The sequence below is a fragment of the Bacillus sp. AK124 genome, from assembly GCF_053903085.1.
Genome location: NZ_CP096378.1, coordinates 447,827 through 463,307, shown reverse-complemented (window position 1 = coordinate 463,307; position 15,481 = coordinate 447,827). Strand labels below are relative to the sequence as shown.

Below are 15,481 nucleotides of genomic sequence, written 5' to 3'. Positions count from 1 at the left end.
ACCTCCTTCATTGATAGTCTGCATTTGGCAAGGGTGCTTCTTTAGAGGAGGACAACAGTCTCCACCAGTTATCAATCGAAGGGTCCTCCGCAAGCTCCACAAATGACACCTCCCGCCCCGCTCGGCGCCAGCGCTCCGCGAGACTCATGATTCTTACGGAATCAAGTCCCTTGTAAATCAAATTTTCGCTGTCGCTTATCATTTCAGGTGATTCAAGAAGAAGCGATGCGACCTGTTCGCGAATGATCTGTTTTGTCAGTGCATGAGAGCTTTCTTTTGCGTGTTCATGGCTTGCATCATCTTTCAGCTGGCTCAAAAGCTGTTCTGCAGTGGTTGTGACGCTGCAGCGGTCAGCTGCGTATGTGATGGCCATTTCATGATGCTTTAATGAGAAATCCGCCACCGCATCGGCGACAAAAAACGTTTCAATATCTTGCATAAACGCATCACATGCCGTCATCAGGCAGCCGATATGAGCATAGATGCCGGTGATGATGAGCTGATCCCGACCTTGCTCCTCCAGCACACCTAAAAGGTTGGTTTTTCTGAACGCATTGTACCTCCACTTGGTCAGAACGATGTCGCCTTCATTCGGTTTCAGCTCATCTACGATCTTCTGCTCATCGGGATCAGGACCGATTCCGGGTCCCCAAAAATCTTGGAGAAGCCCCCGTTCTTCCGGTGTCTGAGCGCCTGGCTGAGCCGTGAAAATAACCGGAATGCCAAGCTCGGCACATCGCTTCCGAAGCTTCTTAATATTAGCCAGCAGATCTGTTACCGGAGACTCGCCGCAACGGTAAGCGTTGAGAAAATATTGCTGCATATCATGGATGAGAAGTGCAGCACGCTTCGGATGAGGAGTCCATGACACCTTGTTTTTCGGCATATTTGATGCTTCTGGCATTTGGTACGGTAAGATGGCAGGAATGGCCATCAAATCACATCCTCTCATTTTTTTATCACGTGATATTCTTAGCTGCAGACATTTTTTCAGCAATCGCTGTACGCAGTTCTTTTTTGCTGACTTTTCCTACGCCTGTCTGCGGGAATGCTTCAACCATTTCCACCCGGTCGGGTATTTTGTAGGCTGCAAGGCCCCTTTCTCTCAAAAACGATTGCAATTCAGCCTGAGCAGGTGCAGCGCCGCGTGGAATAACATACGCACACGTTCTTTCGCCGAGAAATTGATCCGGCATCGAGACAACCGCCGCATCGAGTACGGCGGGATGTGCGAGCAGGTGGTTTTCCACTTCTTCCGCGGCAACCTTCTCCCCGCCTCTGTTGATCTGGTCTTTGGCTCGTCCTTCAACAATCAAATAGCCTGATGAATTGACTTTGACCAAGTCGCCCGTACGGTAAAACCCGTCTTCTGTGAACGCTTTGGCATTATGTTCCTCAGCTTTGTAATAGCCGCGGATCGTATAAGGACCTCTTGTCAGAAGCTCCCCGGTCTGTCCGGGTCCAAGTTCGCGTCCTTCTTTATCCACAATTTTAATTTCGTCAAACGGAGACATCGGTCTGCCTTGTGTGTGAACGATCGTGTCTTCAGGATCATCAAGTCTGGTATAGTTGACCAGACCTTCTGCCATGCCATAAACCTGCTGCAGTTTGCAGCCAAACACCGATGTGACGCGTCTGGCGGCTTCGGCACTGAATTTCGCTCCGCCGACTTGAAGGACCTGGAGACTTGACAAGTCGTCCCGGCGCGCCGGAGCAGCGTCAAGCCAGATTAGCGCAAGCGGCGGTACGAGACCTGTGATCGTAACCCTCTCCTTTTCGATCAGAGGAAAGGTTTCATCCGGGCTGCCTCCTGACGCAAGAACGACTCGGCCTCCCGCATAGAGTGTACCGAGCACTCCCGGCGAACTAAGCGGATAATTGTGAGCAATTGGAAGAGCGGCAAGATACACGCTGTTGTGATCAAGCCTGCAAATCTCTGCGCTGACCCTCAAGCTGTATATATAATCATCATGCGTCCTCGGGATCAGCTTAGAAAGACCTGTGCTTCCCCCTGACAACTGAAGAAAAGCGACATCTTCTGAATGGACGTTCTGCGGAGGTGCAGGCTGATCATAAAGGCCCGACAGCGCTTCAAACTCCTCCGATTCTCCGGCGACAATGACATGACGAAGCCCCCGCAGCTTTCCCTTTACCTGTCTCGCCAGCTTGCGGTAGTCAAACCTTGCGTGATGATCGGGAATCACATAAGCAGCAGCTTCAGAAAACTCGCAAAAATACGTGATCTCGCTATGTCTGTGCGATGGAAGCGCAAAGACAGGCAGAGCTCCGATTCGGAAGAGTGCAAAGCAAACTTCAAAAAACTCGATGACATTCGGCAGCTGGACAACGACGCGGTCATTTTTTTTGATCCCAAGCTTTAAAAGACCGCCGGCCAAAGAGTCGGCTCTCTTGTCTAACTCTTGATAGCTTAAATGGGTATCTCCGTATGTAAGGGCAATGCGGCTGCCATGTTTTTCGGCCCGTTCCCTCAGCATTCCCCCAAATGTTTCGCCTCGCCAGCATCCCTCCTTCCGATATTTATCCGCAAACTCCTTCGGCCATGTTGGGCACCCTTTCAACATCCTTTATCCCTCCGTTATTCACTGTTCATTCCCATCGCAAGAAGCATCGTCCGAAACTTTGCAGACGTTTCTGCAAGTTCTTCTTCAGGCTTCGATCCGGCGACAATTCCGGCGCCTGCGTACAGCCGCAGCGCGTGTTCCTCCGCCTCAGCACAGCGAATCGTTACGACCCATTCACCGTCACCGTCCGCGTCACACCAGCCGACCATACCTGTGAAAAATCCGCGGTCAAACGGCTCAATCTGTTTAATCGCTTCTTTCGCCGCATTCGTCGGCGTGCCGCAAACAGCGGGCGTCGGATGAAGAGCGGCGGCGAGCTCTAATGAAGATACAGAAAGATCTGTAAGCTCTCCCTTCAATTCAGTTGAAAGATGCCACATCGTCGGCGTGCTGATCAGCGATGGTTCCGGCACCTCCAGCTTTCGGCAAAACGGCTTGAGCGCGGAAGCAACCGCTTCGACTACGACCGCATGTTCGTGACGGTCTTTAGGAGAAGCAAGCAGTTCAGCCGCCCTTCTTCGATCTTCTTCAGGATCATCGCTTCGAGGTCTTGAACCTGCTAAAGGATTTGCCGTAACGCGGAACCCGGACCGTGATACAAGCAGCTCAGGACTTGCGCCTATCAAAGTGGTACGAGGCGCTTCCGGCGATTGCCCGGTTAAGTCAACGGCAAAGTTGTACCCGCTTGTATTGCGGCGGGCAAGATTTCGCAGCAATTGACCGATATCGACTTTGATCGGCGAGGTCAGCTGCAAAGACCGGGAAAGGACGATCTTACTGTATTCTCCTGCTGCTATACCTGCCAACCCTCGTCTGACCCCGGTCATATACGCTTCCGGGCTTGGAATCTGCTCGATATCATAGGGGTACAGGGCAGGTTCAGGCTCCTCTTTACCGTCTTCTTCACATGTCAGCGGCCCCGCCTGCCACGCTTCGACCGGCACGGTTAACTGCGCCGGCTTTGTATCGTCAAACGGTACGGCTCCGACCACCATCGGATTTTTCTGCCCGTTCTCCCTCGCTTTTTTCAGAACTTCCGCAGCCCGCTGAGCAAGGCTTTGCTCTTCCGTTTGAGAAACAGAAGCCAAAACACCTTCCGCCAGAATGGTCCGCTCAGGGGAAGAGAAAAAGAATGAAGCTCCGGCCTGATATTCCTTCAACAGCTGATCGGCAAGCGCTTCTGACACGACATGACGTTCTATCATCATTAAAACCTCCTTTAGATTGAATCAGGCTCCAAGCGTTGCTCCGCCATCGACGCGCAAATCGTGCATCGTAATATGACGAGCCCCGTCAGACAGCAAAAATACTACAGCATCTGCAATATCAGCCGGCGAAGCCAATTTTCCGAGCGGAATTCCCGTTTTGAATGTTTCAAGTGATCCTTCAATTACGCCTTGCGCAGCTTCCTCACCTTGCCATAGCGACCGCTGCATCGGCGTATCGGTTGATCCGGGCGATACGATATTGCAGCGGATATTGTACTCGGCAAGTTCAAGGCCGAGACATTTCGTAAACATTAAAGCGGCCGCCTTAGAGGCCGCATAGGCGGCCATATGCATCCGCGGCACTGCCGCCGCATTTGATCCGACAGTCACGATCGCTCCAGTTCTGCGCGAAATCATCCGGCGGGCGACGGCACGCGATACGTTAAAAACCCCGGTAGAGTTGGCGCTGAACGTCTTCTCCCAATCTTCATCACTCAATGAATGGATCAGACCCGTTCTGAGCACGCCGGCTACATTGACAAGCATGTCTATCGGACCGATCTCGCGTTCAACATGGGCCACAAGCTGATCGACGGCGGCACTGTCTCCCACATCCGCGGCAAAACCGGAACCCTGCAGATCTTTTCGTTCAAGTTCGGCTTCAAGTTCAAGCAGCCCTTTTCGATTTCGATCAGCTGCGGCAACAAACACCCCACGTTCAGCAAGCGACAGAGCCACTTCTTTGCCGATTCCTTGCGAAGCCCCAGTCACCAAAGCAACCTTGCCTTTCACTCTTATCATTTCCTTTCTTAAAAACGGCAGCTCCCAAGTCTCAAAGAGTCACTGCCAGCTAAATCCTTAATTGATAATGATAATCATTATCGTTTAAAAATATAATATACCAATAAATGCAAACGGTCAAATCGTTTTCGATTGTTTATCCGTATCAATGCTCATGGTATATTATCTGTTATCCATTCTTATCTTTTCTTAAAGCTCGGGGCGCCGGAAGCGCCCCGCTGTCAAACAGGCTTGAAGGCAAACTGGAGCGCTCTGCTGATTAACACAGGCAGAACCGATATATGACCTTCCCCTTTAAATTCATGGTACTCCGCACGAATCCCCTGCTTTTCCAAGGCGGCCAAGCGGGCGGCCAGCCTTTTTGCATTGTCGTTCATCCCGCTTTTATGCGTCTTTTCAAGCTCTCCCGCCCCGAGCAATACCTTTACATCGCAATCCGCTTCCTGCAGCTTCGAAATAAAGTCATGCTCTTCATCAAAAAAGGACGGGTGCCAATGGATGGACGGACTTCCGGCGATATATGTCTGAAACAGGGCCGGTTTTGTAAACAGGGTCTGCAGAACAAAAAGTCCGCCAAGGGAATGACCGAAAATCGCCTGCCTTTTCACATCAATCGTGAATTCCTGTTCGATCTCCGGCTTTAACTGCTGTTCGATGAAGGACAGAAAAGCTTTCGCCCCGCCCGGCTCCGGCCAGTCTGCTCCATCAGGTCTCCTGGGCAGCTCGGCGCCCGAATCCGGCAGAGTAAAATCGTAATATCGCCCCCGGTCAAAGGGAGCGTCGGTTTCATAGCCGATGCCGACGATAACGGCCGGCACGACGCCGGTTTTATCGGGACGACGCGACTGCATCCGCAATGCCTCCACCATTGTTCCAAACACGGAATTGGCGTCAAGCAGATAAATTACGGGATATCCTGCGGGCGGCGGTTCCCCAAATGGTTTCGCAATAAAAATCCGGTATGTGCGGCTCCCATCCGTTGAACGCATGCACCGCTGTTCTGTCCCCGGTATCGCCACCGGAATACATTCAGCAGCATTGACAGACTGCTGAAGTTTTTCTTGAGCCATGTGATTCTCCCTTCCCCTCTTTGATTGAGCTAAAAACAGTCTAATGAACCGTCTTTTTTTGTTTAAACAGTAAAAATAAGAAGTAAGGCACACCGAAAATGGCGAGGATGATACCCGCCGGCACTTCGGACGGCTGGAACAGCAGCTTTCCGGCAAAATCAGCGCATAATACGAGAAACATCCCGATCAATCCGCTTAACAGCAATGAGTGGCGGTGCAGAACGCCGACGAGCCTCCGCGAGATGTGCGGAGCAATCAGGCCGACAAATGCCATGCTTCCAGAGATAGCCACACAGGCGCTGATGATGCCGACACAAGCCGTCAGCAGCACCACTTTTTCAACATTGGCGGATACGCCGAGACTCTTCACCGTATCTTCATGAAAGCGAATGGTATCGAGCAGGCCGGATTTTGTCAGCAGGAATGGGATGAGAAGCAGCAGCCACGGCAGTGCCGCTTGAATATACGTCCAATTCGCCGACCAGATGCTTCCGTTTTTCCAAACCATGGCCATTTCGTGGTCATTCGGATTCATCTTCAATGACAGGTACAGCGAAATAGCGCTGAAACCCGAATTGATCGCGATCCCAACGAGAATAATTCTGCCCGAATCCAAGTTGCCGCCATGCCAGGCAAACATAAAAATGAATATCGCCGCCAAAATGCCCCCGATCAAGCCGAAGAATGGCATCCCCATTGCAGCGAGCAGGCTTGTCGTTTCAGTCTGGCCTTGAAAGATCAGCATGTAGCCGACGATTGCTGCACCCGCACCGGCATTAATCCCCAGGATTCCCGGGTCAGCCAGTCCGTTCCTTGTCATCGCCTGGATAACGGAACCGGCAATGCCGAGCCCAAGACCCACGAGTGCTGCCGTCACAATCCTTGGAAGACGCAGCTCAAAAAGAAGAATGGCGTATTGCTCATTCGGATTGATGTGAAGCAATGTTGATAACAGCTCAGCCGGATGTGCGGCAAACGATCCTATTGTTATGCTGAGATAACAGATTGTGAGAATCAGCACAATAAAAACAGCATAGATGACTGCAACCTTTTTAGGCACGCTGCTCCCCTCCTTTTCTTTTGATCAAATAAAGGAAGAAAGGAACGCCGATCACCGAAGTGACGACTTCAATCGGTGTCTCAAACGGATAGTTGAGCAGCCGGCTGAGAAGATCGGCCAGCGTCAAAAAAATGCCGCCGAGAACGCAGGAGCATGGAATCATCCGGCTGTAATCCGCCCCGACGAGAAAACGCGTAATATGCGGTACAATCAGTCCGACAAAAGCAATTTTTCCCGCCATGGCGACGGAGCAGCCTGTCAGAATGACAACCGCTGCCATCGCTGTCCATTTGACGGCCTGCTTTTTCTGGCCGAGGCTTTCGGAAATGTCATCTCCCAATGATAAAGCTGTCACTTTTTTGCTGAGAGAGAGCGCCAGAATGATGCCGATCACAAAAAACGGCACAGCATACTTCAGCAGCTCGGGATTCAATTGATGCAGCCTGGCGCTGTACCAGAAGCTGACGTCCTGGGAAATTTGAAAGTAAATCGACATCGCCGCTGACAGACTGCTGAGCAGCATGCTTGTGACCGTTCCGATGATGGCAAGCTGAACCGGCATAAAACCGTTTGGAATCACCGAGGCGAGGCCGAAGACGAGGCCGGCGCCAACGGCTGATCCGATAAACGAATAGCCCATCATCTCCAGGGAGGTCGAACCCGGAATCACCACCATCAGCAGCGTGATCACAAATGCTGATCCGTCGGAAACGCCCATAATCGACGGAGAAGCTAAATAATTTCGGGTGATACCCTGCATAAGCGCACCGGACACCGCCAGCGCCGCTCCGATTAAAAGAGCGCCGGCAGCGCGCGGAAGGCGGGAATGCCAAATGATTTGATGATCTGTGTTGCCCGGATCAAAATGCAGCAGCGCTGAAAAAATCACTTCGGGCTCAAGCTGTTTTGCACCGTAACATACCGACAGAAAAACGGACAGCAGTATGGCAAACGGAGCAGAAATCATAATGATGCGGGTCATTTGCTTTGAATGCATCGTTCAAGAAACCTTTTCTATTTGTTCTGCGCCAATTTCTCAGCTGCAGCCTTTAAAAATTCAACCTTGCTCCATGCCGTGCCGCCCTGCGCAAGCGGATCTACAGCATTGACAAATACATGGTCATTTTTCACTGCAGAAATGCTTTTCCAAATTGGATTATTCTCTAGATCTTTCAGCGCATTCGGCTTGTCTGCATTCTCATCGTCAGAGAATTGAACAAACATATAGTCCGGATTCATTTCGCTCAGTTTTTCTAAAGAAACCAACTCCTGGGCTTTTGCCGCCTTGACTTCTTTTGGAGCTGTGAAGCCGAGCTCGCCGTATAATGTGGAATTAAAGAATACGTCTTCCGGATAGATAAAGACATTGCCTTGTCTAATTCTGACAACGAGCGCTTTTGTATCTTTGGCCGTTTTCTCAAGCTTTGTTTTTGCTTCCTTAAGGTCTGCTTCATAATCCGAAATAATCTGCTTCGCTTTATCTTCTTTGCCTGTCAGTTCAGCCAGCAGATTTAAATTGTCTTTCCAGTTTGAAGAAACGTGGGAAACAGGAATCGTCGTCGCGATGTTATCCAGTTTTTTCACCACTTTTTCCGGAAATTTCGTTGAAGCCAGGATGACATCCGGTTTAAGCTCAAGAATTTTCTCCAGATTCGGTTCTGTTTTTTCACCGACGGCAGCTGCTTTGTCAGTAATGCTCTTGAACAGGTCCGGGAACTTTCCGGAGAAGGAAATGGCACCGGCCGGGTGAACATCCAGAAGCTTGGCATCTTCCATCGATTCCACGCTTCCCGTAATGACGATTTGTTCGGCCGGGGTCTTCACCTTGTATGTATGATCGAGGTACTCGATGCTTTTCTCAGCTGATGCTGAGCTCTTGCCATCGCCGCCCGCCTTTTCTTTGCTGTTCCCGCATCCCGCTGCGCCAAACGCGAGAAGGAGAATAAATAATAAGATTGATAGTTTTCTCATCTGACTGAGACCCCCTGATTTAATTGATAACTATTATCAATTAAAATTATAGGGTTGCCTCTTCGATAACACCATGGATTATATCCGGCAATTAAAATGGATTTTTTCCGGACAGCAGCCGAACCGCCTGGCGAATGATTCGTTCATGGCTGCATGCGGAATATTCCCGCCAAGGATCTGAATTCACCTGATACACCCGGTGATGCCGCACCGCTTTCAAATCCTGCCATGCAGCCGACTGCTGCAGCTCCCGGTAGAATGCCAGCGTCTCGGGCTCTTTAAAAATGAAAATCATGATGATATCCGGCTGATATGCCGCAATCGTTTCGATGGAGACGGACCGGTCAATCGGTTCTTCCAGCGATACAGCAGGTTCAAAGCCAAGGTCGCCGAAAAATACATCTTGAACAGAGCGGTTATGCGCCAGATAAATCTCGTGTTTATGCAGGCGCAAAAACAAAAAACTTCGGCGTCCGCAGATTGGATAAAGCGTTTCTTTTGCGGTTTCGGTGAGACGCTGGTAAGACAGCAGCCATTTCTGAGCCTCCGCTTCTTCATCCAAATGGGATGCGGTCAGCATAAAATGCCTCCTCCATTGTTCCTGTGAAGGCAAAAAGAAGACATCGGCGATCGACTGGAGTTGTTTCCGTTCCTCGTGAGACACGCTGTCCATGCTGATAATGAGCTCAGGGGCAGCCGATGACAATGTCCGCAGGTTTTCTTCCCACGGCTCGTGAAAGCGGTAAGCGCTCAGATGAACCGGAATATCTGCCGCGTAATGTTTATAGTAATACGATGTCCACTTCGGATGCAGAGAAGCTGCGTAAGGAATGAGGTGCAGCGGTATCAGCTGACCGATCGTATTCTGGCCGTAGGCCGCCAGTTTCCTGCGCCTTTTTTTCATATAAACGGTCGGGGATAAGCCCGTATGCTTCTTAAATGTCCTGCTGAAATAAAATTCATCCTGATACCCGATTTGGCTTGAGATTTCCCTCAGCTTGTAGCTTGCTTTTGCCATCAGCTGCTTTGCTTTCGTCATCCGCGTCTCAGTGATAAACTCTGTCACGCTTCGACCGTACAGCTTTTTGAACGTTTCGCTGTAGTGCTTCGCGCTGATTCCGGCCATTTGCGCGAGTTGATCAAGCGTCAGGTGTGCATCTGAATGCTCTTCAATATACTCCTTTGTTTTTCCTATGGCTGATGCGGTGTTTTCGGGATGGGTCAGTTTAGCCGAATAGATATCGTACAAAAGCTGCTGCAGGTCTGCTTGGCATTTCAGCTCCTGGAGTGCTGAAGATGCCGGCCATAAGGCGGAAAGTTCCTGAAGGCGGGAGGCCAGATTTCCGACAGAATGGACATTCATCATCTGAAGGTCGGAAAAAACGTCAGGATCGGTGTCTGCTTCAAGTGTCAGGCGGCGGTCGTCATAGCTGTAGGGCTGCAGCCTGATGAGATACCCGCTGATTTCAGCTGACGAAGCTGTGATTCCGAATGTTTCATAAGGCGGAACAATATACAGCGTTTCTTTTTGGAGCGGACTGCCTGATGCCTGTATATCAATTCTCCCTTCACCCTTCAAGTGAAAGATCAAAACAAAAGAGTCTGCCAGCTGCTGTTCATCCGGAAGATCGCCGGGCTTTCTTATATGATCGACTTGCAAGAGACGATAGAAATAAGAAGATTTCATAGAAAAACCGCCTTTCTTAACACCAGTAATATCACAAAAATAAAAATGCCCCTAAAACAATATGGTAAATTGGTTGCGGGGTTCTGGTCCGGCACAAAATACCAGTTTGCAAGGTGCATTTCACATCACTTATAGCAATATGCTTCTTACGATTTACTATAACACAGTCGCTTTTATTGGGGAATAATGTTGTCAGTGCGGTCATTTGCCCAATGTGCACTTTAAAATATAATAAAAAATCAATACTTATCATTTCAATATCTTTTTGCCTGGTGTATAACTATAGAGAAATGACTATATTTAAAGGGAAGGCGTGACTTCTTATTTTGGAAATGACATCCAGCATGAAAAAATCGCTTGATGCGATTGCAAAATGGGGGAAAATAACCGGCGTTTTTATGATTATCGGCGGAGGCATCTATGCCTTCTTCGGAATTTCTTTGCTTATCATCGGAGCCGCTCCAGGTGTGCTGATGATTTTTTCGGGGATCTACCTTATAAAATCGGCAAACGCCGCTCAGAAAATGAGTGATGACATGCCGCAAGAACCGCATGAAGCCTTGCTTGACAACTATGTGAAGTTTATGAAATGGCAATTTTTCTTCTTACTATCCATTATTGTGATCTTTATTTTATGCATAGTCGCCTTTTTCTTCCTCATCTTTTTAGGTATTCTTACTGATTTACACAGCGGATATGATCCTTATTATTATGAATGAAAATCAAAAGCCTGTCTCGGGAATTGATCCCAAGACAGGCTTTTATTATTCGGCTTCACCGACAACAGTGAAACGCTCATTGATATGCTCGCCTTTTTCAGCCTCGTCCACCACTGCAATGGCATAGTCTGCATAGCTGATGTAGCTTTCTCCGGCGGCGTTTACGATTAAGTTTTCCTGACCTTTTTGATATGAACCTGTTCGCTTTCCTTCCGGATTGAAAAATGCCGCCGGGCTGATGAACGTCCATTTCAGTCCCTCCGCTTCTTTCAAATCCTGAAGGTTCTGCCCCTGATTTTTAGCCGTCGGCAAGTATTCTTTAGGAAACTCAGGCGTATCGTACAGCTGGGTTGTTTTTTCCTTATCGACATAAAGGCTTCCTGCACCGCCTACGACGATTAATCTTGTTTCAGGAGCCTGCTTAAACAGTTCAATCAGCTTTCTTCCAGCTTCAACATGGAGATGCTCCTGCCCTGGAGCCGCGCCGAATGCATTGACGACAACATCCAATCCTTTGATGTCTGCCGCTGTTAGGTTGAAAATGTCTTTTTCAACGACAGTTGCACCGCTGTTCGCCATTTTTGACGCACTTCTGACAATTGCCGTCACTTCGTGTCCTCTTTCTGATGCTTCTTTTAAAATCATGCTGCCCGCTTGACCGCTTGCACCGATAATACCAATTTTCATAATCGCTTCCTCCAATAATTTAAGTATTTGTAACAAAATAAGTTACATGTTGATGATGAAACATCATCTCTTATTTAAAAGAGATGAGTTAAGACGTCTTTAAGAGACTTGCTGGCCAATTCGTTCTCCATCGCCTGCTGAACGCTGTGAAACGTTTGGTCAAGCGTTGTTTGAATTTGTCTTCCAACCGGACAGTTTGGATTCGGCTTGTCATGAATCGCAAACAATTCCTCTTGCGGCTGAACCGCGCGGTAAATATCCAGCAGAGATATATCTTCAGGATCTCTTTTCAGGGTTGCCCCGGCCACTCCCGGCCGCGACGTCAGAATACCGCCTTTTTTGAGCTGGCTGATCATGCGTCTGATCACAACCGGGTTCGTATTGACGCTCCCGGCGATCATTTCCGAAGATTCCCGCGGGTTTGCAGCGATTAAAGACAAAATATGAATGGCCACTGAAAGACGGGTGTTCACCATAAGTTTTCACCACCGATGTAATTATTATAGTTACAGGATAAGTTTTTTGTCAACTATTATCATATCCTTAATAATCGTAAGAATAAATAAAATTTTTTTCAAACCACCTTCATGTCTCACTTTGGAACTTTTTCATAGGATCTTTCGTATTGATTGATGAAAGGAGTGTTTTCAATGAAAGAGATAGCAGAAGGAAAAGCAGCTTTGGATGTCCGGCTTGAGCCGAATGAAGAGATCAGATCTATTATTCTTTGCGCTTATAACGCGAGACTGTCTGCACGTTACACTCCTTACAGAGGCGTGCTTGCGGCCACTGACAGGCGGCTCATGTTTTATTCTTCTCTGTTTGGCGCCCCTTTTCACCTTGACATCCGCTATGATACCATCTCCTCGTTCCGCCGAGAAAAAGGGCTGATAACAGGAGGCGATCACCTCGTCGTGATGAACGACGGGGATCGGGAAGCATTTCAATATTTTAGCGGCTGTGATCCTTTGGAAACATTCATCGAATCCGTTCGAAAGCTAAGGAAACTGCCTGAAGACATCATGCATGTCTGAAAAACGCCGGCTTCGGGTTGTGCCCGCAGCCGGCATACTCAATTATTAATCTCGTACTTCTCCCCATATCTCAGCACTTTATAAATTGCCATTCCATCAGATAGATGATTTTCGGAATATCTCACGGGAATCAGAGCAAAAAATACATAATAGGTTGAAAAATAAACAAACTGGTAGAAAAAAATATTTTCGGGTATGATGTCTTTGATAATCAGCAGATTGACAATAAAAATAGACGCTAAATTAAACAGCGATCCGCCGGCATAAATCATCGCATTCGTAAAACGGTTATCGTATTTCAGATCTCCGTATTTGCAGAAGGAATCCATGAAGTAAACACTTCTGATTTGCACAGGGCCGATTTTCAGCAATTTTTTGCCCATCCCGATTTCAAGCGAAGATTTCCCGCCGAACAACACCGCCATGACGCTGTGGCCCAAGACATGAAGCACCGACACGGCGGGAAAAACGATCAAGAACGACCAGAAGAATTTGACAATATCCTGCAGTCCGAACATTCAATCATCCTTTCTGTTTCAGCCCATGTTTTTTAAAGAATTTCCGCTTTTCCCCCCGTATCAAACCTGTCAATATGCAAGTCAAGCCGGCCTCTGAAGCATGAAAAAAACCGCCCATCTTTTCAATGGACGGCTCTCTCCAAGGCGGTCAATTATCCTCCTATATAGGACATTTCAACCTTTTTCCGCGGAGCCGCTTTTGAAAGAGCGCGGTCGAGCGAATACTGGTCATCGCGATTCCGCCAGACGGTGCCGATCGCCTTAGCCAGCTCCTGATCGGTCTGCCCGCTTCTGATCAGAGTTCTTAAATCAAACCCGCTCGATGCGAAAAGACATGTGAAAAGCTCGCCTTTCGCTGATAGTCTTGCTCTGTTGCACGTGCTGCAAAAAGCATCGGATACAGAAGAGATAAAACCGATTTCTCCTGAACCGTCCAGATATCCGTACCGTTTGGCGACTTCTCCTTTGTAGTTCGGGTCGATCGGTTCAACCGGCATGTCTTCATTGATGATCCGGATGATATCCGCTTTTGTCACCACTGACTGACGGTTCCATTCATTTGTGTTCCCGACATCCATAAACTCAATAAACCGCAAAATATGGCCTTTTTCTTTAAAATAGCGGGCCATCGGCAAAATATCCTTTTCATTGACCCCTTTTTGGACGACCATGTTGATCTTGACGCCGAGTCCGGCCTCTTTCGCCGCTTCAATTCCGGCCAGCACCTTGCTGACGGAGACGCCTCTGCCGTTGATCGCTTTGAAACGCTCGTCATCCAGGGAATCCAGGCTGACCGTAACCCGTTTCAGCCCCGCTTTTTTCAGCTTGTCAGCGTAAACCGGCAGCAGAACGCCGTTCGTCGTCATCGCAATATCGCGAATCCCTTTGATCTCCGCAAGCTTCCCGACCAATTCCGGCATATCTTTTCTCATCAACGGCTCGCCGCCGGTGAGGCGGATTTTTTCCACCCCGAACTGATGAACAAACAGCTTGGCCAATCGTTCAAGCTCTTCAAAGGACAACAGTTCGCCTTTTGGCAAAAACGGATAATCCTGTCCAAAGATTTCGGCAGGCATGCAATACGTACATCTTAAGTTGCAGCGGTCGGTGACAGAAATTCTTAAATCCCGAAGCGGCCGGCTTTTCTGATCCAAAACTTGTTCACTGTTGTTGTTCACGCCTGTTGCCTCCTTTATGTTAACTGAATTCGCTCGTGATGCGTATATACATTAAATGACCGGTTCCTGGCAAAACCAATCGTCATGATATTCAGCTCCTCTGCCATTTGAATGGCCAGCTCGGTCGGCGCCGACTTGGAAATGACCGCGGAAACCCCGATTTTTGCGGCTTTAAGCAGCACTTCCGAAGAAATTCTGCCGCTGAACACGATCAGCTTGTCGCGCACAGGGACCTGGTGAAGCAGACAATATCCGTACAATTTATCAAGCGCATTATGTCTTCCGATATCAGATCTGACTGCAATCAGCTTGTCAGTGCTGCACAAAGCGGCATTATGAACGCCCCCCGTATGGCGAAAAAGCTTGCTGTTTTTCTGCATGTCGCGCATCAGCGCCAAACAGTTCTCAGGCGTAATGGTCACGCCGTCAATCGCCGTTTTTGCGGTTTTGACGTCCTGCTGGAAATAAAAATGCCGCCCTTTTCCGCAGCAGGAGCCGATCACCCGCTTCGTGTAATCCTTCAGTACCAGCTTTTTTGAGCTGACAAGGTCGACATATGCGAATCCGAGACTTTCATCTATTGTAAACCTTTTAATCTCATTTTTAAATCGGATCACACCTTCAGACGCGAGAAATCCGATCACCAGTTCTTCCAGGCTGTCCGGCGAACAAACAAGCGTGACAAATTCCTCACCGTTCACCATGACAGTCAGGGGGAATTCCGTTGCCATCTGATCTTCTTGCTGTGTCATCTCTCCATTATCATAACGGAAAATTTTTCGGCTTGTTGTGATGTTTTTCCCCATGAATAAACCCCGCCCCTTTGTTTCTTATCATATCTATTACTATACTCGTCTATCATGCCGTTTCACAACCGTCAGGTCAAATTTGGAAGCTTCATCTTGTTGATAGCTTGAAAACATGATATTATTTTTTAAAAGTTCAAAAAATATACACTTTTCAAAC

General features: G+C 48.6%; 16 protein-coding genes. 2 read left to right on the top strand and 14 right to left on the bottom strand.

Going from position 1 to position 15,481, the window contains the following annotated elements; genetic code table 11:
• Positions 1-7 precede the first annotated feature (7 nt).
• The 9 genes from M1E06_RS02235 to btr form a co-directional block, all read right to left on the bottom strand.
• The gene (locus tag M1E06_RS02235; RefSeq protein WP_216904190.1) at positions 8-934 is read right to left on the bottom strand and encodes an isochorismatase family protein; all 927 of its coding nucleotides are present in this window, start codon (positions 932-934) and stop codon (positions 8-10) included.
• 25 nt (positions 935-959) lie between these two features.
• A complete protein-coding gene (locus M1E06_RS02230; protein ID WP_020453232.1) occupies positions 960-2,582 on the bottom strand; it encodes a (2,3-dihydroxybenzoyl)adenylate synthase in 1,623 nt (540 codons plus the stop codon).
• 14 nt (positions 2,583-2,596) lie between these two features.
• A complete protein-coding gene (dhbC, locus tag M1E06_RS02225) occupies positions 2,597-3,787 on the bottom strand; it encodes an isochorismate synthase DhbC (RefSeq protein ID WP_025810653.1) in 1,191 nt (396 codons plus the stop codon).
• A 24-nt stretch (positions 3,788-3,811) separates the two neighbouring features.
• Complete coding sequence (locus M1E06_RS02220; protein WP_033155065.1) at positions 3,812-4,591, bottom strand: 2,3-dihydro-2,3-dihydroxybenzoate dehydrogenase; 780 nt, start codon at positions 4,589-4,591, stop codon at positions 3,812-3,814.
• A gap of 221 nt (positions 4,592-4,812) precedes the next feature.
• On the bottom strand, positions 4,813-5,661 hold the full coding sequence (locus M1E06_RS02215; RefSeq protein WP_020453235.1) for an alpha/beta hydrolase: 849 nt from the start codon (positions 5,659-5,661) through the stop codon (positions 4,813-4,815).
• Between the two features lie 40 nt (positions 5,662-5,701).
• Positions 5,702-6,721 carry a FecCD family ABC transporter permease gene (locus tag M1E06_RS02210; RefSeq protein ID WP_023857102.1) on the bottom strand — a complete coding sequence of 340 codons (1,020 nt, stop codon included), beginning with the start codon at positions 6,719-6,721 and terminating at the stop codon, positions 5,702-5,704.
• Positions 6,714-7,718, bottom strand: a complete 1,005-nt coding sequence (locus M1E06_RS02205; RefSeq protein WP_020453237.1) for a FecCD family ABC transporter permease — start codon at positions 7,716-7,718, stop codon at positions 6,714-6,716. The genes M1E06_RS02210 and M1E06_RS02205 overlap by 8 nt, the downstream gene beginning before the upstream one ends.
• Positions 7,719-7,735: 17 nt before the next feature.
• A complete protein-coding gene (locus M1E06_RS02200) occupies positions 7,736-8,692 on the bottom strand; it encodes an iron-hydroxamate ABC transporter substrate-binding protein (protein ID WP_023857101.1) in 957 nt (318 codons plus the stop codon).
• A 91-nt stretch (positions 8,693-8,783) separates the two neighbouring features.
• Entirely contained in the window at positions 8,784-10,379 is a 1,596-nt protein-coding gene (gene btr, locus M1E06_RS02195; protein WP_023857100.1) for a bacillibactin transport transcriptional regulator Btr, read from the bottom strand.
• A 332-nt stretch (positions 10,380-10,711) separates the two neighbouring features.
• On the opposite strand from btr, the gene M1E06_RS02190 reads away from it, so the two are divergent.
• On the top strand, positions 10,712-11,098 hold the full coding sequence (locus tag M1E06_RS02190; RefSeq protein WP_031305133.1) for a DUF5362 family protein: 387 nt from the start codon (positions 10,712-10,714) through the stop codon (positions 11,096-11,098).
• 45 nt (positions 11,099-11,143) lie between these two features.
• Here the strand turns inward: M1E06_RS02190 and M1E06_RS02185 are convergent, their stop codons facing one another.
• Complete coding sequence (locus M1E06_RS02185) at positions 11,144-11,785, bottom strand: NAD(P)-dependent oxidoreductase (protein ID WP_023857098.1); 642 nt, start codon at positions 11,783-11,785, stop codon at positions 11,144-11,146.
• 74 nt (positions 11,786-11,859) lie between these two features.
• Positions 11,860-12,261 carry an Rrf2 family transcriptional regulator gene (locus tag M1E06_RS02180; RefSeq protein ID WP_020453242.1) on the bottom strand — a complete coding sequence of 134 codons (402 nt, stop codon included), beginning with the start codon at positions 12,259-12,261 and terminating at the stop codon, positions 11,860-11,862.
• A gap of 174 nt (positions 12,262-12,435) precedes the next feature.
• Here M1E06_RS02180 and M1E06_RS02175 point away from each other — a divergent pair, with 174 nt between their 5' ends.
• Positions 12,436-12,819 carry a GRAM domain-containing protein gene (locus M1E06_RS02175; protein WP_023857097.1) on the top strand — a complete coding sequence of 128 codons (384 nt, stop codon included), beginning with the start codon at positions 12,436-12,438 and terminating at the stop codon, positions 12,817-12,819.
• Between the two features lie 38 nt (positions 12,820-12,857).
• Here M1E06_RS02175 and M1E06_RS02170 read toward each other — a convergent pair whose 3' ends face one another.
• The 3 genes from M1E06_RS02170 to fdhD form a co-directional block, all read right to left on the bottom strand.
• Positions 12,858-13,337 (bottom strand): hypothetical protein, encoded by a 480-nt coding sequence (locus M1E06_RS02170; RefSeq protein ID WP_023857096.1) that lies wholly within the window; start codon positions 13,335-13,337, stop codon positions 12,858-12,860.
• Between the two features lie 152 nt (positions 13,338-13,489).
• Positions 13,490-14,515, bottom strand: a complete 1,026-nt coding sequence (gene moaA / locus M1E06_RS02165) for a GTP 3',8-cyclase MoaA (RefSeq protein ID WP_023857094.1) — start codon at positions 14,513-14,515, stop codon at positions 13,490-13,492.
• A gap of 14 nt (positions 14,516-14,529) precedes the next feature.
• Positions 14,530-15,321, bottom strand: coding sequence for a formate dehydrogenase accessory sulfurtransferase FdhD (fdhD, locus tag M1E06_RS02160; RefSeq protein ID WP_023857093.1), 792 nt, complete (start codon positions 15,319-15,321; stop codon positions 14,530-14,532).
• Positions 15,322-15,481 lie beyond the last annotated feature (160 nt).